This is a genomic window from Flavobacterium limnophilum (assembly GCF_027111315.2).
Lineage (GTDB): Bacteria > Bacteroidota > Bacteroidia > Flavobacteriales > Flavobacteriaceae > Flavobacterium > Flavobacterium limnophilum.
Genome location: NZ_CP114289.2, coordinates 136,865 through 161,627, shown reverse-complemented (window position 1 = coordinate 161,627; position 24,763 = coordinate 136,865). Strand labels below are relative to the sequence as shown.

General features: G+C 37.0%; 24 protein-coding genes. 1 reads left to right on the top strand and 23 read right to left on the bottom strand.

Annotated elements, in window-relative coordinates; all coding sequences use genetic code 11:
* From OZP13_RS00680 to OZP13_RS00645, 8 genes are all read right to left on the bottom strand, one after another.
* Positions 1–825 carry an FkbM family methyltransferase gene (locus OZP13_RS00680; RefSeq protein ID WP_281298301.1) on the bottom strand — a complete coding sequence of 275 codons (825 nt, stop codon included), beginning with the start codon at positions 823–825 and terminating at the stop codon, positions 1–3.
* Positions 807–1,961, bottom strand: a complete 1,155-nt coding sequence (locus tag OZP13_RS00675; RefSeq protein WP_281298300.1) for a glycosyltransferase family 4 protein — start codon at positions 1,959–1,961, stop codon at positions 807–809. Before OZP13_RS00675 ends, OZP13_RS00680 begins: the two co-directional genes overlap by 19 nt.
* Entirely contained in the window at positions 1,958–3,094 is a 1,137-nt protein-coding gene (locus tag OZP13_RS00670) for a glycosyltransferase family 4 protein (protein WP_281298299.1), read from the bottom strand. The genes OZP13_RS00675 and OZP13_RS00670 overlap by 4 nt, the downstream gene beginning before the upstream one ends.
* A complete protein-coding gene (locus tag OZP13_RS00665; RefSeq protein ID WP_281298298.1) occupies positions 3,087–4,484 on the bottom strand; it encodes a hypothetical protein in 1,398 nt (465 codons plus the stop codon). Before OZP13_RS00665 ends, OZP13_RS00670 begins: the two co-directional genes overlap by 8 nt.
* 158 nt (positions 4,485–4,642) lie before the next feature.
* Entirely contained in the window at positions 4,643–5,764 is a 1,122-nt protein-coding gene (gene neuC / locus OZP13_RS00660) for a UDP-N-acetylglucosamine 2-epimerase (protein ID WP_281298297.1), read from the bottom strand.
* Between the two features lie 707 nt (positions 5,765–6,471).
* Positions 6,472–6,804, bottom strand: a complete 333-nt coding sequence (locus tag OZP13_RS00655) for a GIY-YIG nuclease family protein (protein ID WP_281298296.1) — start codon at positions 6,802–6,804, stop codon at positions 6,472–6,474.
* Positions 6,805–6,957: 153 nt separating this feature from the next.
* Complete coding sequence (locus tag OZP13_RS00650) at positions 6,958–8,001, bottom strand: N-acetylneuraminate synthase family protein (protein ID WP_269241787.1); 1,044 nt, start codon at positions 7,999–8,001, stop codon at positions 6,958–6,960.
* 182 nt (positions 8,002–8,183) lie between these two features.
* Entirely contained in the window at positions 8,184–8,909 is a 726-nt protein-coding gene (locus OZP13_RS00645) for an acylneuraminate cytidylyltransferase family protein (RefSeq protein ID WP_281298295.1), read from the bottom strand.
* Positions 8,910–9,376: 467 nt separating this feature from the next.
* On the opposite strand from OZP13_RS00645, the gene OZP13_RS00640 reads away from it, so the two are divergent.
* On the top strand, positions 9,377–9,760 hold the full coding sequence (locus OZP13_RS00640; RefSeq protein WP_269241786.1) for an HU family DNA-binding protein: 384 nt from the start codon (positions 9,377–9,379) through the stop codon (positions 9,758–9,760).
* Between the two features lie 671 nt (positions 9,761–10,431).
* Here OZP13_RS00640 and OZP13_RS00635 read toward each other — a convergent pair.
* The 15 genes from OZP13_RS00635 to OZP13_RS00565 form a co-directional block, all read right to left on the bottom strand.
* Positions 10,432–10,776, bottom strand: a complete 345-nt coding sequence (locus OZP13_RS00635; RefSeq protein ID WP_281298294.1) for an HU family DNA-binding protein — start codon at positions 10,774–10,776, stop codon at positions 10,432–10,434.
* 535 nt (positions 10,777–11,311) lie between these two features.
* Positions 11,312–12,196 (bottom strand): glycosyltransferase family 2 protein, encoded by an 885-nt coding sequence (locus tag OZP13_RS00630; RefSeq protein ID WP_269241782.1) that lies wholly within the window; start codon positions 12,194–12,196, stop codon positions 11,312–11,314.
* 65 nt (positions 12,197–12,261) lie between these two features.
* Positions 12,262–13,512 carry a glycosyltransferase family protein gene (locus OZP13_RS00625; RefSeq protein WP_281298293.1) on the bottom strand — a complete coding sequence of 417 codons (1,251 nt, stop codon included), beginning with the start codon at positions 13,510–13,512 and terminating at the stop codon, positions 12,262–12,264.
* Positions 13,513–14,631, bottom strand: a complete 1,119-nt coding sequence (wecB, locus tag OZP13_RS00620; protein WP_281298292.1) for a non-hydrolyzing UDP-N-acetylglucosamine 2-epimerase — start codon at positions 14,629–14,631, stop codon at positions 13,513–13,515. It lies immediately after the preceding gene.
* 24 nt (positions 14,632–14,655) lie between these two features.
* Entirely contained in the window at positions 14,656–15,423 is a 768-nt protein-coding gene (locus OZP13_RS00615) for a glycosyltransferase family 2 protein (protein WP_269241780.1), read from the bottom strand.
* Positions 15,424–15,428: 5 nt separating this feature from the next.
* A complete protein-coding gene (locus tag OZP13_RS00610) occupies positions 15,429–16,421 on the bottom strand; it encodes a glycosyltransferase family A protein (protein ID WP_269241779.1) in 993 nt (330 codons plus the stop codon).
* Positions 16,422–17,588, bottom strand: a complete 1,167-nt coding sequence (locus OZP13_RS00605) for a glycosyltransferase (protein WP_281298291.1) — start codon at positions 17,586–17,588, stop codon at positions 16,422–16,424. It abuts the gene before it with no gap.
* Between the two features lie 10 nt (positions 17,589–17,598).
* On the bottom strand, positions 17,599–18,540 hold the full coding sequence (locus tag OZP13_RS00600; protein WP_281298290.1) for a glycosyltransferase family 2 protein: 942 nt from the start codon (positions 18,538–18,540) through the stop codon (positions 17,599–17,601).
* Positions 18,537–19,439, bottom strand: a complete 903-nt coding sequence (locus OZP13_RS00595; RefSeq protein ID WP_281298289.1) for a glycosyltransferase family 2 protein — start codon at positions 19,437–19,439, stop codon at positions 18,537–18,539. The genes OZP13_RS00600 and OZP13_RS00595 overlap by 4 nt, the downstream gene beginning before the upstream one ends.
* Positions 19,439–20,317, bottom strand: coding sequence for a glycosyltransferase family 2 protein (locus OZP13_RS00590; protein WP_281298288.1), 879 nt, complete (start codon positions 20,315–20,317; stop codon positions 19,439–19,441). The genes OZP13_RS00595 and OZP13_RS00590 overlap by 1 nt, the downstream gene beginning before the upstream one ends.
* The gene (locus OZP13_RS00585; protein ID WP_281298287.1) at positions 20,310–21,455 is read right to left on the bottom strand and encodes a glycosyltransferase family 4 protein; all 1,146 of its coding nucleotides are present in this window, start codon (positions 21,453–21,455) and stop codon (positions 20,310–20,312) included. The genes OZP13_RS00590 and OZP13_RS00585 overlap by 8 nt, the downstream gene beginning before the upstream one ends.
* Positions 21,403–22,140, bottom strand: a complete 738-nt coding sequence (locus OZP13_RS00580; RefSeq protein ID WP_281298286.1) for a class I SAM-dependent methyltransferase — start codon at positions 22,138–22,140, stop codon at positions 21,403–21,405. Before OZP13_RS00580 ends, OZP13_RS00585 begins: the two co-directional genes overlap by 53 nt.
* The gene (locus OZP13_RS00575) at positions 22,106–23,332 is read right to left on the bottom strand and encodes an ABC transporter ATP-binding protein (RefSeq protein WP_269241771.1); all 1,227 of its coding nucleotides are present in this window, start codon (positions 23,330–23,332) and stop codon (positions 22,106–22,108) included. The genes OZP13_RS00580 and OZP13_RS00575 overlap by 35 nt, the downstream gene beginning before the upstream one ends.
* A 39-nt stretch (positions 23,333–23,371) precedes the next feature.
* Positions 23,372–23,521: a hypothetical protein gene (locus OZP13_RS00570; RefSeq protein WP_281298285.1), complete on the bottom strand. Its 150-nt coding sequence runs from the start codon at positions 23,519–23,521 to the stop codon at positions 23,372–23,374.
* Positions 23,522–24,219: 698 nt separating this feature from the next.
* On the bottom strand, positions 24,220–24,609 hold the full coding sequence (locus OZP13_RS00565; RefSeq protein WP_281298284.1) for an endonuclease domain-containing protein: 390 nt from the start codon (positions 24,607–24,609) through the stop codon (positions 24,220–24,222).
* Positions 24,610–24,763: the final 154 nt, after the last annotated feature.

Below are 24,763 nucleotides of genomic sequence, written 5' to 3'. Positions count from 1 at the left end.
TTATTCGTTTAGGGATGCTCCCGCAAAGGTTATAATTTCATTTTTTCGGAATCGAATGGTTTTACAGGGATAATTGATTCTTTTGAAGAATTCCTCCACTTTGATGTAGGTCGCTTCGCCATCCACGATATGATAAGAGGCAATCGCAAAATGGGGCCTCAATTTTGCGATGGTTTGCACGCATCCGTCCAAAGCTTCAATTTCGGCTCCTTCAATGTCCATTTTGATAAAATCCAGTTTTTGGATATTGTTTTTCAACACCCAGTCATCAATTCGCACGGCTTCTTTTTGGACGCATTTGTCGGCATCCGGAATCCAGACCGCCGAAGAACCCACCGTTCCCGCTTCATTAAAATCGACTAATTTATTTTCATTCCACAGCAACAACTCCTCTATTTTGATGTTGTCGGCCAAATCCTTGTTCAATTGTCTATTCTGCGCTATTCTTTCAATGTTGAATTTGTCGGGTTCAAAGGCATACACCATCCCGTTCTTTCCAACCAATTTCGAAAAGAAAAGGGTCAAATGCCCGCAATTGGCACCCGCATCAAGAACGACATCATTGGTTTTCACTTTATAAAAATGCTGGTAGTAATTAAAATCGGGTACGATAAAATACAAGGCTTCATGGGTAATCAAGGAAACCTCCTTGAAAATGGTTTTGAAAGTTGATTTACCGTTATTTCCTTTAGCTAATCCATAGCTGGTGTGTGCCGGTTTGTTGATGCCGTAATACGCCAACTTGATTTGCTCCTTCAAGTCACCCTTTGGAAAAAGGGCACTTATTGTTTTTTTTAGCTGCTTCTTCATTTTGATGCTATCCATTTCTTGTAAAACGACATACTTTGTCTCGCCACTATTTTCATACTAAATGTAGAAATTACTTTTTCTCTGGCTGCCACTCCAAAATCTTCTTGCATTTTTGGATTATCCAACAACTCCAAAATCCTTTCGGCATAGTGTTTATGGTCTTTGGGATGCACCAAAAAACCTTCCACGCCCTCTTCAATGATTTCCTTGGCCCAACCTATATTGGAGGCGACAATCGGTTTTTGCATGGCCATCGCCTCAATCCAGGAAACCGGCAACGCCTCGGCAAATGTAGGAAAAACACAAAGGCTGGCGGCTTTGATGTGTTCTTTTATCTCTTGATACGGAACACTTCCCAAATAACTGGTATTTCGCAAGGCTTCGGCTGTAAATTGGGATTGCATCATTGCCCAGGTCGATGGATTTCCAGTAAGCACGTCCGAAACGTCTTTGCCTATCAAAACGAGTGTAGCCTCGGGATTTTTCCGAACGACTTCATTGAAAATCAGTGGCAATTCCAACAACCCTTTTTTGCGTATCAGGCTGCCAAAATAAAATATGACATTCTCTTCCTTGTCATCCCCATCGTCATTGCTGTCAAACAAATCCACATCTATCGAATTGGGAATGATGGCAAATGCTTTCTTTAATCCAAAAACTGCGTTGGTTAAATCCGCCGTGAATTGACTTACCGATAATAAACCATCAGCCTTTTGAAGGGCTCTTCGTTCGTGGAACTTGTTTATCCATTTCACGGGACGCTGGTCCAAATGACAAAAATAAGTGTCGGAACCGTTCAATCGAATGACAATGGGACACTTTTGGGGTTGGACAAAAGAAGTGATCCCGGTCCAATCAGGGGCTTCCACCAAGTCGATGGCATTGTTGGCATACAATTGATTGATGAGGCGTTCCAACTTTTTCCGGGTCAACCACCAAGACAAGCCCTTGAATTTCACGTTGCGGATTTGCTGCACTGTTATCCCATTATCGTCAAAAACACCTTCCTCTTTTTGACCATAAACCAACACCCGAACCGAACAACCTTCCGCCAAAAGTCCAACAGCCAGGTTCTTGATACTCGTGCCGATCCCACCGGAACTTCCTGTTTTGGGGTGGGGGTATTCGGGGGTCAAGAAGGCTATTTTCATTTGTTGGTAGTGTTGGTTTCAACCCTGTCAGGGTTTTGAACCCTGACAGGGTTCTCGGTTAAAATTAAAAAATGTCGTTCCACCATTTTCGCCAAAGAAAAACGTCTTTCTATATCGATTCTAGTGTTCCAATCTATTTTTTTCGTTCCTAGATAAATTTCAGTCAAAAGAGTGGTCAGGGCAGGAACATCTTTGGCCTTAAAAACATACCCATTCCCATTGTGGATTACGGCTTCTTCATTTCCTCCCACATTGGTGGTAACAACAGGCACATTGGCCGCCAAGCTTTCCAGAATCGACAAACTGAAACATTCCATGTGGGTCGGTTGGAGCATGTAATCATACTGGCAATAAACGGCTTTAAGATTGGAACTGCTTCCCATAAAACGGAAACAGTTACCCAAACCCAAACGGCCCACTTGGTTTTCCAATTGCTTTCTGTAAGGGCCGTCGCCATAAATAGCGATGACTATTTCCTCTTTTATTTCTTTTGGCAACAAGAAAACCGCCTGAATCAAGTCCTGAATTCCTTTGGATTCCCGCAAATGGGAAGCGGTCAAAAAACGGGGTTTCGTTTCGCTTCTCGATGTTCTTGCCTGAATAGCTTCCAGAAGAATTCCGTTGTGGATTACCCGAGTTTTGTTTTTTATTTGGGAACCAAAATCTTTCAGCAATTCTTTTGCCGTATAATCCGAAACGCCAACAAAGCTGTCGATGTATCTGGAATACAAGAATCCCTTGATTTTTTTCTTTATTTTTTTTCCAAAAGGATAGCCACCCAAGGGTCTTGGATTGTGGTCTATGCCAATAATTTGGGCTTTAGACCATTGTTTTATGGCTCTAAAAAAAGGAGTGCACAACTCCAAAAAATGGGTAATGATGTGTGAATAGGCTATTTCGTTTTGTTTGCAAAAGTCTAGAAAATTAGTCTCCACGTTTTCTGTTGCATTGGAATAAATAGTCAAATCGGGATAATTTCCGTGGGTGGCTGTATTGGGGAAAAACCAATCGACTTGAATATTGTTTTCCTTACACTTTTCATCAAATTGCCAAAAGAAATAATCCATGCCGCCCACTCGTTCGGGCAGCAATTCATAATTGCATAAAACGGCTATTCTCTTGGGATTATTCATTCAAATGGGATAAAATTGTGGCAATTCGTTTGCTCGTTCCTTCCAATGGTTCACTTACTTGCAAATCAATCATTGATTTTCTTTCTGCGGTTCTTTCCTTTGGATAATTCAGAGCCTGATTGATTTGGTGAATCAATTCCGTTTCGTTTTTTGCAATGGTCACGGACTGACTTTCCACTACCTTCTTGAAATGGCCGAAATTCAGGAAGCGTTGGTCGTTATACAATCCATTTTCGGGATTGCCAAAAACGGTATTGATGACGGGCTTGTCAAACAACATGAAATCCAGACTCATCGTCGAACACATGTTGATGTTCAAATCGACATGTTCCAACAACGAACGCAAGTCTTTGATGTCCTCTTCGGACGGTACGCGTTGCGACCAGCTTTCGGCATGACCTTCTCGGGTCAAAATCCATTTGGGTACATTCCAAATGATCTCTGGAAACTCCTCCCGGATAGCCCTGAACCTGGAATCATCTTCGGCAGGAGAAGTTCTGACCAATAATTGCACTTTGGTTTCAATCGCATTATTCCGAATCGCATTGGCAATCGCACAAATCACGATGGGGTCGTTGGCACCAATGGAAACATCGGCACAACTGTAACAAATAGTTTTCAAATCAGTATCCAAACCGAATTTGGCATAAAAATCTTCGGTTGTGGTTTCATATTTCGGCATTACATACGGCTCAAACTGCGGGGTTCCCACCACTTTCACCTTTTCCTTTTTTACCATGGGATAAAAATACAACAACTCCGATTGCATCAAATGACTCCAAACCAGGAAATAATCAAAAGTACCCAACATTCTTCCCTTGGAGGCCAAATTGTCCCAACTAAAAATAAAGGTACTCGTTGGAATCTTCAATTGCTGGGCAGCATATAAAAAAGGAGCCAAAAAAGGCGGTCGTTGATGGGTAAAAAACAAATGCGAAGGCTGGTCTTCTTCCAGCAATTTCAAATACGATTGTGTAATGCTATTTTTGGAAAAGAACAAAAATTGCAACCTTTCGGCCAACAAAATAACAGCATCCGAATGAAACAACTTTGTAAAAAAATAAATCAACTTGACCAATACTGCCCGTGGGGAATTGTTTCTGGGATAACCGGTCTCCAAATTATCCTTCATTCCATAAAAAGACTGGTACTTTTGCAAATGGGCCACTTCCTTCCATTTCCTGAAAAACCAAACCGGCTTGGATTCTACATACACCTCCAATTCCTTGATGGTTATTTTGGACTGCGAAAGGACTCCATAAGCACTTATCGGCAAACCCGAATATAGGGTAACGGAATCAAACTCTCGTGTGGCTTCAGTAATGAAATCGCTCATGATGAAATTGCGAAAACCAACGCCGTCTGTTATTACTATTCCCAGTTTTTTCATTTTATAAATTCAATTGTATCTAATTTTTTCTCCTGCTTGACTTTCCAAATATCCATGATTAATTGGAGCGACGAAACAAATTCACGAGAAACCAATCGATAATTTTCTAAATACCATCCCTGTCAGGGTTTTGAACCCTGACAGGGTTCGAGTTAACACTATCGATCCCTAAATTGTTTCTGGTGATTGATTGTCCAAATAGCTTCGGTTGTAATGGATTCCAAAAACAATTGGGCACTATTACCTTGTCCAAAATCGGCTTCGGTTTTCATGGTTTGATGTTCATCTATCTTTTTCAAGGCAGTCGCAATACTGTGGACACCATAATCCACATTCACGATGTCGGAATGCACCGCCCTGTTTTGTTGGCGTGTCCCAATATTGATGATGGGAATGCCATAATAAGGAGCTTCCCGAATGCCGGCACTGCTGTTGCCAATGATGAACTGGCTGTTTTTCAACAAAGTCAAAAAATATTCGAAACGCAGCGAAGGAAAAACACGGAATCTGGGATTTTCTTTTAGCTTTTTGTAGTGCTCTATGATACACTGGCTTCCCAAATCATTATTGGGATAAATCACCACGTAATTATGGGTATCCTTTAACAAAGCGGTTACAAAATCATTGGCATACCCCTGCATGGCTTTGGCCTCGGTAGTTACGGGATGAAACATGACAACGGCATAAGCATCAAAAGGAATTTCGTAATACTCCTTCACTTTGTGCAAATCAGGCAATTCCTCCGAAAATAGGATGTCAATATCGGGCGAACCGATGGTAAAAATAGACGATTTCAGTTCCCCCATTTGCTCCAATCGTTTGGCCGCTTCGGCATTCGAAACAAAATGAACATGACTCAGTTTGCTCACGCTATGGCGAATCAACTCATCAACAGTACCCGAGACTTCACCGCCCTCAATATGGGCTACCAAAATATTGTTCAAAGAACCTACAATGGCTCCTGCCAAGGTTTCCACTCGATCGCCGTGCACCACGATTAAATCTGGATGTATGTTTTTCACATAATCCGAAAGCCCTTCGATGGTTTTGGCCAAAGTCAAATCCATCGTGGTTTCATGGGTGTGATTCTCGAAAGTATGTACATTCTTAAAATTACATCTTTCTATTTCTATCAACGTATAACCGTATTCTTTTTGCAAGTGCATCCCGGTCACGAACACAAAAACTTCAAACTCTTGCTGTTTTTCAAGAATTTGAATCAGTGATTTTATTTTGCCAAAATCAGCTCGGGTTCCAGTTAGGAATAGGATTTTTTTCATTTTATTCAATTCAATCTCTATATTTTTTGTCAGGTCGAGCGCAGTCGAGACCCAACTTTTACAAAAGTACTTCTTATATTAAAAAGACATCTCGCCCCTCGACTGCGCTCGGGAGGACACGCTCGATGTAAAAACCATATTACTTAACTAATACTAACTGTCAAGTCGAGTCTTTCGGCTTCGCTCAAGACAGGCTAAAGTCGAGACCCTTTTTTATTTTTAAACTAAAATCTCGACTGCGCTCGATTTGACAACCAAAAATTATCTAATTTACACTTTTTGTCAGGTCGAGCGCAGTCGAGACCCAACTTTTACAAAAGTACTTCTTATATTAAAAAGAAATATCGTCCCTCGACTGCGCTCGGGAGGACACGCTCGATGTGAAAACCATATTACTTAACTAATACTAACTGTCAAGTCGAGTCTTTCGGCTTCGCTCAAGACAGGCTAAAGTCGAGACCCTTTTTTATTTTTAAACTAAAATCTCGACTGCGCTCGATTTGACAACCAAAAATTATCTAATTTACACTTTTTGTCAGGTCGAGCGCAGTCGAGACCCAACTTTTACAAAAGTACTTCTTATATTAAAAAGAAATATCGTCCCTCGACTGCGCTCGGGAGGACACAACCGATTGGACAACAACGCTCTTTTTTGTCAGGTCGAGCCTTTCGGCTTCGCTCCAGACAGACTAAAGTCGAGACGCTATTTATTCAATACTATCCTCACCATCTGGTTTGTATTTATGATGAGTGGCATTTCTACATTCTGACAAATTTTGTAATCTATCGAAATTCCCATCTATTAAAGCTTGCTTTTTTACTCTGCTCCATTTTTTAAGTTTTTTTTCAAACTCGATTGCTTGATTCGGCTCTGTAAATTCCTGAAAAAAAACTAAATCGACTGGTCTTCTAGAATGTGTATATGCTTCAGGATATTTTCCTGCATTGTGTTCCATCAGACGTCTTTCTATGTCAGAAGTTACTCCAACATACAATGAGCTATCACTACAACATAAAATATACACATAATAGAATTTCATAATCTGTCTTTTAAATAACCAACCCCTATCAGTTCGATACCCGACTTTTATAAAAACACTTTCCTATATCAAAAAGTATCTCGACTGCGCTCGATGTGACAACCTCTAATTCTTTATCTACTTTTTGTCAGGTCGAGCGCAGTCGAGACCCTATTAACGGAAATCCTCCCAAGCCAATTGTTCGTCATTTCCAATATCCCGACTTGCTTTTTTCCCCAAAACAGTTTCAAAATGCTCCGCCAATATTTTTCCCGTTCCAGGACGTTTTACCCAGATATTGTCTTTTGTAAATACTTCCCCTTTTTTAATTGGGGCAATGGTACAAACCGTGGCAAAAGCAAAATCAATCGTAACTTGTTCTTCTAAAGCGGGTTCTTTAGTTCCGCCGCGCATTTGCCAAATCTCATTGCTGCCAACAATCAATTCTTTGGTAGCTTGTTCATCCATGCTGCAGACGATGTCGGGACCACTGCGTTGCATGCTGTCCGTAAAATGGCGTTCCAGAATACTCGCTCCCAAAGCCACCGCACCCAAACAAGCATTGTTGTTCAAGGTATGATCCGAGAGACCAAAAACTTTATCGGGGAAGGCATGATGCATTTCTATCATGGCACCCAAACGCACTAAATGAATTGGGGTCGGATATAAATTGGTGGTATGCAACAAGGCAACAGGAATATGATGTTTATCAAAAATAGCGACCGCTTTGCGAATGCTTTCAATGGTATTCATTCCTGTGCTCAAAATAACAGGCTTTCCAAAAGAAGCGATGTGCTCCAGCAAAGGATAATTGTTGCATTCGCCGGAACCTATCTTGTAGGCCGGAATGTCAAATCTTCGCAATCGTTCGGCAGCAGCACGGGAGAATGGCGTTGAAATGAAAATCATCCCTTTGCTTTCGACATAGTTTTTAAGTTCCAATTCATCGGCTTCGTTGAGTGAACAGCGTTCCATAATTTCATAAATCGAAACATCGGCATTGCCGGGAATCACTTTCTTGGCCGCACCGCTCATTTCGTCTTCCACTATATGGGTTTGGTGCTTGACCACGGCAACACCGGCACGATGTGCTGCATCAACCATTTCTTTGGCTACTTGCAAAGACCCTTCGTGGTTAATGCCAATTTCGGCAATAACCAAGGGTGGATAATCAAGTCCTATTTTTCTTCCTGCTATTGTTATGAATGGATTCTTCATTCTTCTTTCTTTATATTCAAATTAAAGGACACACACCTACCTACCCCCCTCTGACTCCAGTTTATGTTCTTTTTGGAGACTTTAAATCTTCGATTTAAGGAGAGGAATGTATCCCTGCTAAAGGAATCTCAAGAGGATTGGAATACATAATTTCAATTATTTACAACTAATTATTGGCTCTCCTAACTCCCCTCTTGAGAGGGGTTGGGGGTGTGTTTTTCCTTAAAAGTAAATTTTCCAAATAAATACTCCGCATACTCCAAATCTTCTTGGGTATCAATATCTACATTGGCAAAAATAGAATTTACTTCGAAAGGATAAGCGTTTTCCGAAATAATTTTGCTGTCACCTCGAGCGCAGTCGAGAGGTAAAATCAACGAAGCTTTAGTGATGTACAACAATCCATTTTCAAAATACAAAGGTTCCAAATCCTGGCTGCGCTGTCCGATGGCATAATTAAAAGGAACAAACTTGTTTGCCTCTATTTTACCTAATTTTTGATGGTTTCTGGAAACGGTAAACAAACTGTCATAATTCCCTTTTTGATACACTTCAAAAGCTTCTGACAACAAGTTTTGAGGTCGCATCGGATTGGTCGCTTGCAGCAAAACTACATTGTCAACTTCAAAATCCAGGGATTCTAAAACGTGTTTTAAAGCCGAAACGGTGGGTTCTAAATCTCCCGACAAATTTGTGGGCCTGTCAATTACTTTGGCTCCATATTGAAAAGCTATTTCTTTTATTTGGGCATCATCCGTCGAAACATAGATATCGTCAACAATACCCCTATTGGCTTGGGCATACAAAATACTGTGGGCAATCAAGGGAATGCCTCCCAAGGATAAAACATTCTTGTTGGGCAATCGTTTCGATCCGCCACGTGCGGGAATGATGGCTATTGTTTTCATTTGATTATTTGATGATGGTAAAAATACTTATTTTTATGAAATCCAATGAATTTTTACTAATAATTGAGCTTCACTCTTTCTATTCCATAGTGGCTATTTTGATAAAAATCATAGACTAGCTCGCTTTTTAAAAATGACCTCTGTTAAAAAGAAAATCATTAAAAAAATACAAGTATGACATAGATCATTGTTTGCGAAATAAAAAAGCTCTAGTTTTTTTCAACTCATCAGAACAAAACAGTAAAACAAAAAAACATAATACATTGATTTTTAATGATTTAAATTTAAAAAAAAAGCAAGCAATATAAAAATCCTGTAATCTTACATTTATTAAAAAAAAACCCATTTGTGGATAACTTACTTACATTCCTTCAAAAAGAGATTGTATATTTGTCAAAGTCAGTTAGATACAAATAATTATGTATACTAAGACAAATAATTATTTACAAATTTAATACGCTAAAATTATGGCTATTAAGTACAAAGTTCTTCCTAGAAAGAACCCTCGGGACATCACGGCTCCCGAAAAATTTTATGCCGCTGCCATCGCAGACGGTGATGTCGATTTGGACAGACTCGCTGAGTTGATTTCCTACCAATGTACAGTCACGGCCACCGACTGTTATGCTGTTTTGCACTCCCTGGAGCACAACATCATCGGAGAATTGGGGCAAGGTCGAATTGTGAAACTAGGCAGGCTGGGTAATTTTCAAGTAGGCATCAGTTCCGAAGGAAAAGACAGCTTAACCGAAGTTTCATCGGCAAACATTGTCAAGAGTCGTATCCTTTTCCGTCCCGGAAAAAATTTACGCTCTATGTTGAATGGATTATCATTCAAAAAAGTTGGGTAGGACCCCGTAATCAGTAGCAACTGATTGTTGTAAGACCTCGAGTAATTACAGTTACTCGGGGTCTTTTTTTTGTTTTTTCGACAAAATGGCCTCCATTTCGTCTTGACGAAACTTTTGTCTCGTCTTGACGAGACTTTTATCTCGTCTTGACCAAGTGAATTATTCGTCTTGACACATTGCAATGGGGACAAAAAACATCAAAAATCTACTTTATGGCGCGGCAAAAGCAACTTTAACGCCCTAATTCCGCATCAATTGTCACCATAAAAGTCATGAAACCATCGTAAAATTCCTAAAAAAGACCCCTTTTTTGGACTGTTGAAAGCATAAAAAAAGCTCAAAAAAGACTGGTAGGACCCCGTTTTCTTGAGCAAATTAATTATTGTAAGACCTCGAACAATTACAGTTGCTCGTTAACAATGGTTAAAAATAAAATTAATTTTCCTCATGAACTAATTTTTGTTCATAAACTGTGACAAGTTTTTATTCTTTTTAAATTACGATTCCAGTTTAGAATTTGAGGAGTTTCAAATTATTTTGATTTTAAAGAAGTTGCCGAATTGCCGCCATCAAAAAAAAGACAGTCTTGTTCCACTACCAAAAACTGATGCCAATGCCGGCTTCCAGAGCAATCCTGCCTTCGTCACAAGTGGGCATGAGGAGGGGTAAATTTACTTTATTCTTTTGTAAGTCAACCGATCGAGCACTTTATTCATGTTGGGGGATGGCCTATAAATTATCTTGGCTCCTTTAATTTCGTCCTTGACCGAAGCCTCTGGACTGTCAACTCCAACTCCATTGACGTTAATTTTAAAAGACCCAAGGGTCTTGATATGCACCACGCGCCCCATGGCCAATGATTCTTCGATCGCTTTTGTCAATGACATCACAATCCTGTAACAATCTGCTTGACTAATACTGGAATTGGAGGCTATTCTCTCCGACAGACTCTCTAAGTCATCCATACCCTCATGAATGGCACAAGGATAGTATTTTTCGATGGGTGGAGTTATCATGGACTGCTTCTTTAGAACCATTTTATAAGATATTGCCATAAGAGTTGGGGGTTTGTTTATATCGTAATTGCACGTACACAAAGCTATCAAAAAAAAGCAATTAAAGGCGAATCGCACAAGAAGAATTAGGGGATTTTAGCACATCACATTGATACTTTTGGCATTATCCAAAAACGCCTGAAAAAAATCCATAAACAAAAGGCTGTTTAGTAGTCCGGAGGATTCGTTGCTGACGAAAAGAGGGACGCTTTACAGCGGGACAAACGGAGTCGTGAGATGGGATGAAATATAATAATTCTGGACAGAACCACAATCGTTTCAACAATGAAACACCTTGCCCAGAATGGCATAACAGGAATACATGCAAAAAAACCGTGCCTATTGTAATCTAGATTTTCAATTTACACGGTTTTGAAGTTAGCTTCCTATTTTCAGGTTGCCAATACAATTTGGTGTCCGGAAGTTGATGATAGACTTCATATTCTTTTGGGTCAATGGGTTCGACCCCAGCACGATCAGCAAGGAGGACTGCCTTTTAAAATTTCAAGGCAGACAAACGTCTCATTTTTAAAAGCAAATTTTTATCCACAGGATTCCGATATTTTAAAATCCTTGGTGTATTAATTAATACAACAAAAATAGTTTTAAAATAAATTTCGAAGTATTCCCAATCCATTAGAGCATACTTTTTAAAATTATGCCAATATAGTTTTAAAATGGCATATAAAGGAATTGGATAATAAACTAAAAAATAATAGGTTGAATTTTTTAATTGCTTCCCAAACCTGAAATAATTTTGTTTTTTCAACTTCCGTTCTTCTTTATTTACCCTGTGGTTTATTTTTACCTGATTGGTGTATAAAATATCAAACCCATTAGCCATAACTTCAATGGCAACGCAAGACTCTTCTCCATAAATATCAATCCAAACTGGAAAACCTCTTGTTAAATCATAGATCTCTTTCCGAATGGCAAAACCACAACCAATAAAATCTGCACATGGAAATTGCTTGAATGTTTTTTCAGACTGTTTGATTGCAAGGCTATCCGAAGCAAAAACGCCTTTTACTTCTTCGAATGCCAAAACAGCCACATGGGGATTATCTTGAAATAAAATTTCAGTAAGTCTAACAAAATCTTTGTTCAAAGGATGGGCATCATCATCAAAACCTATCAAGATTTCAGCTTTGGCTAGCGGATAAATCTGGTGTCTGGCTGCTGAAGCTCCAATAGATTTCGCAGAAACAAACCACCTCACCCATTCCAATGCAACCACCAAAGATTCTGAACCATCAGTACATCCGTCCAAAAAAACCAAAACTTCCACTTGGGATGTATCGATTAATGATTCAAGGATTCTTAATGTTTTTAATAATTCCTCTTTTCGATTTTTCGATACTATCAGAATTGATGCTTGCATTATTTACGGCTTTGCGGTTTTAGGTGGTTGTGAGGGTGGAGAAAGTGGCGCTTCATTTAAATTTATTATTCTTTCAAATCAAAAATAACCTTTTTCAAATAATCAACGGACAAATAGGTTTCTAAATCCTTTCTGTTTAAAAGCAAATCCTCCGGATTTTGTTTCCATGATCGATACATTTTTTCAATGAGGTCGGCTATCGCATCTACATCATCCACTTCCGACCAATAAAGGTAGTCTTTGCCCAATAATCTTCGGATTTCGCTATAATAGGGAGCGAGTGAAAGAATCGCCTTGTTGGCTTCCACACAATGGGGAAACTTGGCAGGAAGAAAGGGACTGATTTCAGATTTTGACTCCAAAATAATATTGACCGATACATTTTTCTGAAGCCGATACACTTCTTCAAAAGCCACATGGCCATTGTGAATATATATCTCGGGGTAACTTTTTTGATAAATTTCCAGTAGCTTTGAATGATAAGAAGCAGGCCCAAGCAATAGTAAGCGAGAATCGCCTCGAGCTTCCCTATTTTTTAATAAAAACAAAACATAACCTTCTATCAAACCTTCCGGAGAACGCTGTTTCATGAGGTTTCCGGCATGCAACAAGTTGAATTTTGACGCATCAAAATAATCCGGAAAAACATGGCTTTGCCCCGAACCCTCAAAATGGTACTTTGCATTTTGGTGCGGCACTATCACTCCTGTTTTTAAAAAATTGGGATAATAACTCCCCATCCATTCCAGCAACAATTGACTCGGAAAAGCACTGTACTTTGCCCTTTCGGAAACTTGCATAAAAAAGGCTTCTTTTTGGCGGTAACTGGATTCTACCCAAGTATAAGGTCGTGGATAATTATGAAAAGGATAGGGATCATGCACGTAGGCTACCCATTTATGATGCAATTCTGGAAGTTGCAAGACGGCATAATGCGGTCTAAAACTGGCACCTTTGCTCAAAGTCAGCACCAAATCGGGTTGGAACGAACATTTTTTCAAAGCCTTGGCAATACTGTTGGTATCATTAAAAAAAGTGAACGAAAAGCCGAATAATTTCTCCAAAAGCGGCGCAAGATTTACCTTGAAATTGCGTTGAACAATGCGTTGCAATCGGCTCAAAAAATACAGGGGACTGTACTTGATTTCGGGAATGGCAAAACAATTAACGCCATCCAAGGAAATGTTTTTTAAGGTGTAATGGTACACCAATACCTCAAATCCGGCCTCGACCAAATTATGGATCAACGCCACATTGGCTTTCGATCCGCTGCTGTCCTCGATGTTTATGGAATCGACTACCACGAGTATTTTCATCTATTCTTGTTTTAACAAATAATCCACAATTCGTTTGGAGGCATCCCCGTTTCCATAAGGATTTATCGGATTGTCAAACCCGGTAAAATGATCCAAAATACCCTCGATGGCATTTATGATTTTTTTTCTGTCGGTACCCACCAAGGTGGAGAATCCGGCCGCCACAACTTCGGGTCTTTCCGAAACGGTGCGAGTAACAATTACGGGCTTCCCCAAGGAAGGTGCTTCTTCCTGAATGCCGCCCGAATCAGTCACGATTAAATAGGATTGCTGCATCAACCAAACAAAAGCGGGATAAGAGACCGGCGCAATGAGCTGAATGTTTTTTTGATTGGACAACAATTCATGCACGACATCCTTCACCTTGGGATTCAAATGTACGGGATAAACAATCACGACATCGTCTCTTTCTGACACTTTCAGCAGTGCTTCACAAAGATTCTGAAACCCCTCTCCGATATTTTCTCGGCGATGTCCCGTTACCAACACTATTTTTTTGTCGGCTGGAAGGATTCTCTTTAACGCCTCAATTTCCGGATGGCTGTAATCCTTCTTTCCTGTTTTATGGAGCGTCCAGAACAAGGCATCTATAACCGTGTTTCCTGTTTCCACAATAGCGTCTTGAAGAATTCCCTCCTTCTGCAAATGCTGTGTGGCTTGTGGACTGGGCGTGAAATGAATATCGGCAATTCGGCTGGTGATTTGGCGGTTGATTTCTTCCGGAAAGGGTGCTTGCTTGTTGTAGGTTCTCAAACCCGCTTCCACGTGACCCACTTTTATGCCCAAATGAAAGGCTGCCAAAGCCACCATCGATGAAGTGGTCGTGTCACCATGCACAAAAACCAAATCCGGTTGTTCCATCGTCATGACTTCATCTATCTTATGGAGAATCTTGGCACTTAATCCATTCAGGGTTTGATTGGCTTGCATCAAATCGAGGTCGTAATCCGGCACCATCTCGAAAAAATCCAACACCTGATCCAACATTTCCCGGTGTTGTGCCGTAACACATACTTTTACCTCAAAATTGCTTTTTTGGAGTTCGTGATACAATGGTGCCATTTTGATGGCTTCGGGACGCGTGCCGAAACAGAGGAGAATTTTTTTAGAATTTATCATTCTGGATTTTAATAAGGATGCAATTTAGGGAATTATTTTTTTAAACCACTTTTGAAGTTTTATCACGGATGTTAAAATTCTAGAATTTTGATAAGGCAGCAGTTTTTCGAAATGTCTAAAATCAGTCAACAAATGGGGCAATAAATCTTGATGTATTAAATTGAAATCATTTCCCCATCCAACAATTTCAGAAATTCCACCAAGTTTATAAATGCTTATGGGAATAGTAACTCCCTTAGAAGTTACACTAGGTTCAAGAAAACAACGAATCCAGAATTCATAATCACCAGCAATTTTATATTTCTCCTCATAATGTCCCATTTTTTCAAAAAGCGTTCTTCTTATGAACGTACTTTGATGTTTCAAACCATTCTTATAGACATAAAATAAAGTGGGTTGCTCTATATGTGTTCTTCTTCCCATAATTTTATTGTTTCTTTCTAAAAAACAATCAAATGCCACTATATCCTCATTTAATTTTTCGCTGCAAATATTCAAAATAGCAGCATCATCGACCAATACATCTCCACTATTCACAAATAACAAATAGTCGCCCTTAGCCGCATTTATTCCTTTGTTCATCGCATTATAAATCCCACTGTCTGGCTCACTTACCCCATAAGCCAATTTATCCTGATATTTCAGAACTACATCTTTACTTCCGTCGGTAGAATCCCCATCTATGACAATATATTCAAAATCCGAAAAGGTTTGATTTAGAACACTTTTTATAGTTTTTTCAAGACCTAACGCATCGTTGTAATTGATGGTAATAATGGATATTTTTGTCATTAATTTTAATTATAAAAAAGATAAAACAGTTTCTTAATAATCATTTTTTTTAGACTGAACCATTTGTTATTCCACCTATTATTGAACAAATCAGGAAGTGGTGGTGTCATTTTAACTTCCTCTCCAGTAGTACTACTTCCGATTAAATTAGACTCTTGCACTTTCATCATCCACTTTTCTAAGTTATTTCCCATATGATAGGCAAAATTATGATAAGTAGCCAATCGAAGTTTACCCGATTTGTCAATTGGGAAATCAACATAATTATTTTCAGACATACCACCAACCAAGGTAAGAGACGGGTTGGTAGGAGTTCTTTGAAATAAAATATTTCTATCAATGGTAAGCACTTGATGTCCGCTTCCTATTATAGCTCTGCTTCCATTTTTTTCCACCACTGGCCAAAGAATTTCATCATCACTTTCCAAAGTCCAATTAATACTTCCCAAATATTTATTATAAGCAGCAAAATTTTCGGGTATAGGAAGTAATTTAAACTTTATCTTCCTCAACAGTATTTGCTTCAAGACAGAACTTGTACCAAAATACAAACCTCTCTGAACAGGAATAGGGGAAACAGATCCTACATTGGGAAATTTGGCAAAAATTTCTTCCACTTTTTCTTGCCATCCGGCAACAAAGAGAATGTCGGCATCTGTAAGGGTGATGTATTGCTCCCTTGCACCTCTTGCTGCTCCAATTAAAGCATCAATTTTCCCAATATTGGTGTTATGGGAAATCAAGGTGTCAATTTTATTTTCAGCCAAATAGGCATTTAAAAAATCAGATACTTTTACGTGGGAACCATTATTAACCACTGTTATTGCCGCCTTTGAGTTTGTTGTGGAGACTAACGAATCCATACTAGTTTTAAAAACCTCAAACGAGTCTTTGTAAAACCCTTCTTCATTGGGAATATAAACCACTACCACGATCCGGTGATGCGTAGTCAAAGTGACTTTTCTTTCTTGTTTTTGTGGATTGGAACCTACTCTCATTTATTTTAAAATATTATCTATTACATCTAAATACTTATTTTTTATGCTTTCTATTGAATATTCCTTTATATACTTTTCCTTCAAAGCAAGAACACCTATACTAACTTGTGACTTACTCAAACTTTTGACTTTAAAAAAAACATTTTTAAAAGATTCGAAATCACCATAATCAAACCAATAATCATTCAAAGTATTTTGCATTCTTTCCTCCATGGCACCAACTTTGGTAGAAATAATAATTTTACCCGCACACATAGACTCAATTCCAACCAAAGGACCCGACTCCTGAGGCGAAGGTATTATCAAACAATCAATTCTTCGAAACAAATTCGAAAGGTCAACACTATTTACAAATCCTTGAAATTGGATATTTCTAGATTTTTGATATTTGTTTTTTAATTCACATTCTAAAACACCATTTCCGGCAATAAACAGAACATCATCTCCTGCACAAACCTTTAAAAAGAAATCAATTATTTCTTCAACTCCTTTTTCAGGTGAAAGCCTACTCAAAATTAAAAACTTACGAATTTCATCGTTTGAATGAAGTGATTGAATTTTTAATAAATCTTTCTCACTATAAGCACATTGATCTATAACAACATAATTATGCTTTTTCTTCATTTGGATTTTATTCGCATTATTGACCGAATGATAAATAAAACAATCCACTGAATCAATAAAATCATAATCCGAAAAACCAATCGCTCCCGTTGTTCTAAAAACAACTTTAATATTATTTTCTTTCGCTATCTGAATCACCTCAGCCATCAAACCAGTAGTGAGTTGTGCACAAATAAAAACTAAATCGTATTTTGGTAAAAGTTGTCCCATTACAGCAAGCCTCTTTTTAGTATAGCTGAAATATTTCTTTGCAATTCCATTATTGGCATAATCACTTACAATCCCCTTTTTTTTGTTTTTCAAGTAACTTAAAAAAGAAAGAAACCTAATACTGCAGTACTTTTTAAATATCAAATCATTTACTGTAAAAACAATCAAATCTTTCTTGAAATCAAAAAGTTGAGATTTATTGGTTAATGAACTACTGCTACAAACAGCCACATCATATTTAAAAGATAAGGTGTGGGCAATAAAACCAGCCTCCAGCTCTCTACCCCCAAAATCCCCTATTGGACCAAAAATCAATATTTTTTTTTTATCCACAATTATCATTTTATTTATAAAAAAAATAGCCTTTGTTGAACAAACTATAGGAAACAAAACCAGCTATAGTTTTCAATATTCCGTAAAAATCATGTAACTCTACCTGTTTCTTCAACAACAATTTAAACAGTTCCTTTTTTTTCTCATAATTAACCACCATAAGATCCCTGAGGATATATTTATATCTATTTTTTACAAATATAGTAGCTTCGATTTTATTAACTTTTTTATTTTCAGATATAATTTTTAATTGTTTTTCTCTTGCAAAAATTTCTGATTTAATCTCTTCATAATTCAATTTAGAAACTTCATGAGACAACGATTCCGAATGTATACAATATTTGATAAGAGATTCATCCAGATATTTTATTTTTGGGTTATTATATAACATTCTTAAATTAAAATCCCAATCATCTAAATATCGAATTTCTTCATCAAACAAATACAATTGTTTCAACAACAACGATTTACGCCATAAAGGACCCGAAACATAAAACGTAACATTACCTACAAAATAATCCAATAATAAGTTATCAGTAAATATAGGGTTATCTTTTATCTTAATTTTTGTTTTAGAATTAACCTTTTCTAGCCTGCAAACCACCAAATCAAATTCATCTGAATAACTATTAACAAGCCTTTCCAAAGCATTGTTATTGTACAAATCATCACTGTCAAACCAATTAATAAATTCTCCCTTGCTTTTTTCAAATCCATAATTCCTGCACGAATTGGGTCCTTTTAACTTGTTTAATGGGCGTTGATGATATTGAAAGCGACTATCCTTATCTACATAGCTCCCTACAACTTCGTCAGTGTTATCAGTACTACCATCATCAATAATAATACACTCCCAATTAGTATAGGTTTGTGCTAATATACTATCAAGTGTTTCACTAATAAGTTCTGCACGATTAAAGGTTGGAATAATTATGGAAATTAAAGGTCTCATGATTTGAGAATACTTATTAAAAATCTTCTTAGAAACTTTGCAAAAGGGATAACTTCAAAATTTGTCAAATACAAATACATTAAAAAAAACCATTCCTTTGATGTTAATTTCCTGCTTTTTTTTATGGCAGTTTCATAAGCAAGTAATAATTCATTTCGTTGATTTTTTTTAAATAATCGCAACTTTTGAACAATGATATATTTAAAAAAAAGAGACGATGCTTTATTTTTTAATTCTTTATTATTCGATTTACCTGTAATACTAATGCTTGAATACCTTACAAATACAATACTTTCATTTATGGAGTAAATTGGTTTATTATTTGGGAATTCTAACCAAGCTCTGTCATCAGAATGCCAGCCCAACGGATATTTATGAAACCCAAATAGTGAGTAAGATGATTTTGAAAATACATATTCGGATAACGAACTTCTAGTTTGTTCTTTAAATCGTCTGTAATAGAAAGCAATTGCTTGTTCCCATTCAGGATGTTTAAAAATTTCAGTTACAGTTCCTAATTTATCATTTATCATTTTAGTTGAAAACCGAACTACATTAGATTTTCCATTAAATGTATTGTAATTTTTATGCCATGATGCTATCACTGTTTCATCCAACACATCATCGTCACCCAAAATCATGATCCATTCCTCTACTCCCGACAAAGCAATGCAACGTTCCCATTGTTGGGTCAATGAAGTGCCTCCCAAATTAGTTTCAAATCGATGGTACACAAAATCAAATTTGCCTCTATATTTTACCAATAAATCTGATGGATCTTCAGGGCTGGCATCATCTCCAATATAAACTTTGAATCGCTTATCCGTTTGATTGGCTAACGACTCTAAAGTAGCCTCAAAGAAAGTGAATTTGAAATAAGGTATAACGATAGCTAGCATTATTTTAACTTATTAAATAAAAAGTTCACTACTTTATTTTTTTTAATTTTTTCTAATAATAGAAAACCTCTTGAATTTTTGATATTGGCTAAACTCAATTTAAGGTTGGTAATTTGAGATTGTTTTTTTTCTAAAGCAAAGCACAAATAATCTGTTAAATATTCCGGAGGAACTATTTTTTTTAAATGATTTATTACCAACAAAGAACCAGCTTCCATAAGTTTCAAATCCTTGGTCATGCTAGTTTTATGAATTCTATAATAGGCTAATGACTGGTCTATGAATATCACATTAGGCTCTACTTGAAAAGAAACCATCCAAAATATCCAATCTTCTTTAGCCTTTAAATCTTCTGGGAATCTGAAATCATCAAAGATTTTTTTTCGAAAAAACCCACAATGAATCGGAATATTAAATTCATAATCCCACCCGAACAACAAACTTCTAAAATTAAAATTTTCTGTTTTCAAATTACAAAATGGATTTTGCAAATCATTGATGCTTTCTGAAAACATATTGAAATTTGAAATAACAATCGTATCAGTTTCCTCTTGCAATCCTTCCAACGACAATTCCAATTTTGTTTTAACGAGATAATCATCCGAATCCAAAAACTGGATATACGCTCCTTTTGCAAAATCCAAGCCCGCATTCCTCGCACTACTCAACCCACCATTTTCTTTATAGACATATTGAAAACGGGCGTCTTTCGCCAACCATCTTTTAGCCACTTCTTCCGTATCGTCAGGACTGCCGTCATTGACAATAATACATTCCCAATTGGTGTAGGTTTGAGCCAACACCGACTGCAAAGCATCATCTAAGAATTGCGCTTGGTTGTAGCAAGGAACGATTACGGAGACCAAAGGTTTATTCATAAAATAATTCACGGTATTGCTTTTTAAAATTTTTAATATCAAAATTTTGTTCCGCGTGTTCTCTCGCTTTTAGTGACAAATTACGATATAACTCTTTGTCTTGAATAATTGCATTAATTTTTGATATAGCAAATCTCAAAAATTCTTCCTTATCTACACCACTCAAATATCCATTTACATCATTAATTACATGTTCTGCAATACTCCCGACATCAGTGGCTATAACAGGAATTCCCATTTCCATTGCTTCCATAATCACTAAAGGAAATCCTTCTCTACTTGAAGACACTATCAAGAGCGAAATTCCTGAAAATTGACTTCTAATAACATCCGGGTCATTACAGTTTTCAAAATAATCAACTTTAGGAAAATCAATTTTAAAATTATCAAAATTATCCCCGATTGCCTTAGCTTTAATCTTCGTTTGTTGCACCACTTCAAAAAACAACTCGGGACGTTTTTCGGAAGAATTTCTCCCTACAAAACCAATGGTAAAGTCAGCAAAACGAGAGTCTATTTGACAAGCATCAAAATCCTTGATTACTATTCCATTGGATACAATTTTAAATCTATCCAATAATGATTCTTCAATTGCATTTTCTTGATATAAAACTTTATAATCATTAAATGTTTTATTGTTTATCACTATCCTTTTATCAAGTAAATTTACATAAGGCAAAGAAGAAATTTCCATACCGTGTTCCGGAAAAGAAAAGGCATGGGTTAAATCAATAGCTTTAATTTTACCTTTTAATTTTGCAATAAAATTATAAAAAAGACCACTATTACAGCCAAAAAGCACAACTGGAAAAAAAAGAGAAATTATTTGAAGAAAACAAATCGCAAACTTTCTCCTTTTGTTACTGGTGATTAAAAAACAATGGGCATTTTTAGAAAACTCTTTAGATATGATATTTGAATTTGAGTTGTCAAAAAAAACAATTGGTTTATATTTTAATACTTTAATTATATTAAGATGTACACGCTCTGCACCACCAATATGATGATGGGGGATAAAAAAAAATATTAATTTATGACTTTTTTGCTTCACGTTATTTAACTTCAATTTTTTATAAGGGAAATGATTATCTCTTTTTAGCAATAATTCCAATAGCACAAGAAAAATATGGACTTTCAACTTTATTTTTAAAAAAAATCTTTCTAACTAATATTAGAGTTTTAATTAAATATTTTTTCAACAACCTGTTAATTTTGTTTTTTTGAATACCTTCAAACCAAAGATTATATCCTCCAAAATAACCACTATAAATAATTTCAAAATCATTTTCAATTAATATTCTATTCCAATCTTTTAAATACATTGAATTTAAATTATGCCTTTTATAATTTTCATAATCGAATAACATTCTAGGGATTCTTTGCAACATCCCTCTAAAATTTGGTACTTCAATAATCAGATATCCTTCATCATTAATAAAATTAAAATGATTTATCATGGTCCTTTCCCAATTATCAAAATGTTCAATAAAACCTAATGACATTACACAATCATATTTAATATTCGGTTCTAGCTCAAAAAAATCACAATTATAGAATTGACCAACTTTATATTTTTTCAACTCAAATATTTCGGGTAATTTTTTAACTTCTTTTATATAGTCAACTCCATTCACCTCAACACCTTGATCTCCAAAAATAGTCAAATATCTTCCTGGATAACATCCTATTTCAAAAACACTTTTTATATTAGCAAAATCAATATTACTTGAAATCCATTTTTTTATCAAGTCATTTGGATTTAATTCTATGTTTATTTTACCGTGTGCTTTAGTCCAGTAATCTAAAGTCGCTAAATTCTTCATTTTTAATAAATATTTTAGGTATTATAAATCCTCTTATGGGATTAATTAAAGAAATTTCGGGTGTTGCTATTTGACACAAATTTGAAAGTATCATTTCATAATTATGCAATTGATGCTTCTTAAGACCAATATCCATTGACAAAATTGTATCCGAAATTCCAGGGTTCAAAATTTTGAATTGTAATTTATTGTTGAAAAATAATTTGTTAGATAATTTACTTCCTTCAATTGAAAAACATTTTTTACCAAATAAATCATTAAATGAAATATCCAAAAACAGTCCTTTTTCAAGACTAATATTATTTAAAGTTATTGTCAAATATTCATTAATTCCCCATATGTTATTATCTTTTTCAAAATCAATTTTTAATTCTATTCTATCATTCTTTTGAACAACATTAATTGCAGTTTGATATTCTTTTAATATTTCTTCGGTATTACCATAACATCTTATAAATCCTTTATCCATTAAAATACTTTTACTACACAAATCTTGTATAGTTGCCAAATTGTGACTCACAAACAATACTGTCCGCCCTTCACCATATGAAATATCCTGCATCTTGCCAATGGCTTTTTTCTGGAACTCGGCATCGCCCACGGCCAAAACCTCGTCTATCACCAAAATCTCCGGCTCTAAAAAAGCCGCCACGGCAAAAGCCAGTCGCACCGTCATCCCGCTACTGTAGCGCTTTACGGGAGTGTCTATGTACCGCTCGCAACCCGAGAATTCTATAATTTCGGCAATCTTGGAGCTAATTTCTTTTTTGGTCATTCCCAATATGGCTCCGTTCAGGAAGATGTTTTCGCGTCCGGTCATTTCGCCGTTAAAGCCCGTGCCCACTTCCAGCAAGGAAGCAATCCGCCCTCGACATTTAATGCTGCCCGTTGTGGGAGCCGTAACCTTGGACAATATTTTCAACAAGGTCGATTTTCCCGCCCCGTTTTTGCCAATGATGCCCAGGACTTCGCCCCGTTCCACTTCAAAATTAATGTCTTGCAATGCCCAAACATAGTCGCTCTCGCCTTTGGTGCTGCGGTCGTTGGTGTCGCCTATTTTCAAATAAGGGTTTTCCTTGCCCCGTATTTCGTGCCACCAGCGGTTCAGGTCGTGGCTGAGCGTGCCCGTCCCTACCTGCCCAAGGCGGTATTGCTTGGAGATGTTTTCGGCTTTTAAGATAATGTCTTTCAAGAGAAGGTTAATTGGTTAATCGGTTATGTGGTTAAACGTTTAATCGATTAACCAGTTAAACCATTTTGCGCTAAGCCACAAAGTTATTTTATTTTTGCCACCAAGTCGCCAAGGCAGAAAGTTTTTTTTTAAAACCGTTAAGATAGTGAAGGCAAGTAAGGTTTCGGCTTTTAAGACAATGTCTTTCAAGGGTAGAGGTTTGAAGTGGGAAGTGGGAAGTGGGAAGTTAGAGGTACGAAGTTGTTTAAGGGTTTAAAAGTTTAGGGTTTAAAGGTTTACTATTAAAATTCTTTTCTCAATTAACCGATTAACCAGTTAAACATTTAAACCATTTTAAACCTTTAAACATTTCAAATGGCTATTGCTATTGTCATTGAAATTATTTTCTCAATTAACCGATTAACCAGTTAAACATTTAAACCATTTTAAACCATTTTAAACCTTTAAACCTTTAAACATTTCAAATGGCTATTGTCATTGAAATTATTCTCTCAATTAACCAGTTAACCAGACAACAAACAACCGACAACAGACCGAAAACCAAAAACTGAAAACCGACAACAGAAAACTGACAACAGATAACCGAAAACAGAAAACTGATAACCGATAACGGAAAACTGCGACTGAAAACTGATAACTGATAACTGATAACTGACAACAGTTAGAGGTTTGAAGTTAGAGGTTAGAAGTGGCTCTTCCCTTCGACAAGCTCGGGATAAACTAAGCTCCAGGTGACAATTGGGAGTTGGGAGTTTGCCATTGCCATTCTCTTCTCAATTAAACAATTAAAACAATTAAACAGTTATCCAATTAAACCATTTTAAACGCTTATCCCCCCTTTAGGGGGTCAGGGGGCGGGGTCAGGGGGCGCCAATCTTCCCTTCAAGTTAGGGGGCAGGAAAAAATTCTTTAATGCGGCTTAGCACCTCGGAAACTCTTGAAAGAACCTCTTCATTGCTAAATCGAATTAATCGTAAACCCTGCAATTCAAGCGCTTGTGTTCTTTCCGCATCCAACATTTTTTGTTCATCTGTCTGATGGTATCCCCCATCTATTTCTATGACTAATTTCAGTTTGTGACAATAAAAATCCGCAACATAAACATGTAACGGATGTTGTCTTCTGAATTTATGCCCTTCCAATTTATTATTTCTAAGCTCCGCCCACAAAACTTCTTCTGCGGCTGTAGCATGCTGCCTTAACACCTTGGCATTAAAAAAAATCTCGGGAGTTGCCCCTTTCCACATGCCATCGCTACTAAATGGATTTTTTTTCATTTCAATTAGTATAAAAATTCACCGTTTCAATATCCCCAACCAATCACCAACCCTCCTTCTAGGTTCCCCCTTTAGGGGGTCAGGGGGTGCCACCAATCACCAACCCTCCTCCTAGGTTCCCCCTTTAGGGGGTCAGGGGGTGGGTCACGGGTTG

Bases quoted from the DNA above. Each gene is read 5' to 3' on its own strand.
- OZP13_RS00680 (WP_281298301.1), bottom strand. From the start codon at position 825: ATGGATAGCATCAAAATGAAGAAGCAGCTAAAAAAAACAATAAGTGCC.
- OZP13_RS00675 (WP_281298300.1), bottom strand. From the start codon at position 1,961: ATGAAAATAGCCTTCTTGACCCCCGAATACCCCCACCCCAAAACAGGA.
- OZP13_RS00670 (WP_281298299.1), bottom strand. From the start codon at position 3,094: ATGAATAATCCCAAGAGAATAGCCGTTTTATGCAATTATGAATTGCTG.
- OZP13_RS00665 (WP_281298298.1), bottom strand. From the start codon at position 4,484: ATGAAAAAACTGGGAATAGTAATAACAGACGGCGTTGGTTTTCGCAAT.
- neuC (WP_281298297.1), bottom strand. From the start codon at position 5,764: ATGAAAAAAATCCTATTCCTAACTGGAACCCGAGCTGATTTTGGCAAA.
- OZP13_RS00655 (WP_281298296.1), bottom strand. From the start codon at position 6,804: ATGAAATTCTATTATGTGTATATTTTATGTTGTAGTGATAGCTCATTG.
- OZP13_RS00650 (WP_269241787.1), bottom strand. From the start codon at position 8,001: ATGAAGAATCCATTCATAACAATAGCAGGAAGAAAAATAGGACTTGAT.
- OZP13_RS00645 (WP_281298295.1), bottom strand. From the start codon at position 8,909: ATGAAAACAATAGCCATCATTCCCGCACGTGGCGGATCGAAACGATTG.
- OZP13_RS00640 (WP_269241786.1), top strand. From the start codon at position 9,377: ATGGCTATTAAGTACAAAGTTCTTCCTAGAAAGAACCCTCGGGACATC.
- OZP13_RS00635 (WP_281298294.1), bottom strand. From the start codon at position 10,776: ATGATAACTCCACCCATCGAAAAATACTATCCTTGTGCCATTCATGAG.
- OZP13_RS00630 (WP_269241782.1), bottom strand. From the start codon at position 12,196: ATGCAAGCATCAATTCTGATAGTATCGAAAAATCGAAAAGAGGAATTA.
- OZP13_RS00625 (WP_281298293.1), bottom strand. From the start codon at position 13,512: ATGAAAATACTCGTGGTAGTCGATTCCATAAACATCGAGGACAGCAGC.
- wecB (WP_281298292.1), bottom strand. From the start codon at position 14,631: ATGATAAATTCTAAAAAAATTCTCCTCTGTTTCGGCACGCGTCCCGAA.
- OZP13_RS00615 (WP_269241780.1), bottom strand. From the start codon at position 15,423: ATGACAAAAATATCCATTATTACCATCAATTACAACGATGCGTTAGGT.
- OZP13_RS00610 (WP_269241779.1), bottom strand. From the start codon at position 16,421: ATGAGAGTAGGTTCCAATCCACAAAAACAAGAAAGAAAAGTCACTTTG.
- OZP13_RS00600 (WP_281298290.1), bottom strand. From the start codon at position 18,540: ATGAGACCTTTAATTTCCATAATTATTCCAACCTTTAATCGTGCAGAA.
- OZP13_RS00595 (WP_281298289.1), bottom strand. From the start codon at position 19,439: ATGCTAGCTATCGTTATACCTTATTTCAAATTCACTTTCTTTGAGGCT.
- OZP13_RS00590 (WP_281298288.1), bottom strand. From the start codon at position 20,317: ATGAATAAACCTTTGGTCTCCGTAATCGTTCCTTGCTACAACCAAGCG.
- OZP13_RS00580 (WP_281298286.1), bottom strand. From the start codon at position 22,140: ATGAAGAATTTAGCGACTTTAGATTACTGGACTAAAGCACACGGTAAA.
- OZP13_RS00565 (WP_281298284.1), bottom strand. From the start codon at position 24,609: ATGAAAAAAAATCCATTTAGTAGCGATGGCATGTGGAAAGGGGCAACT.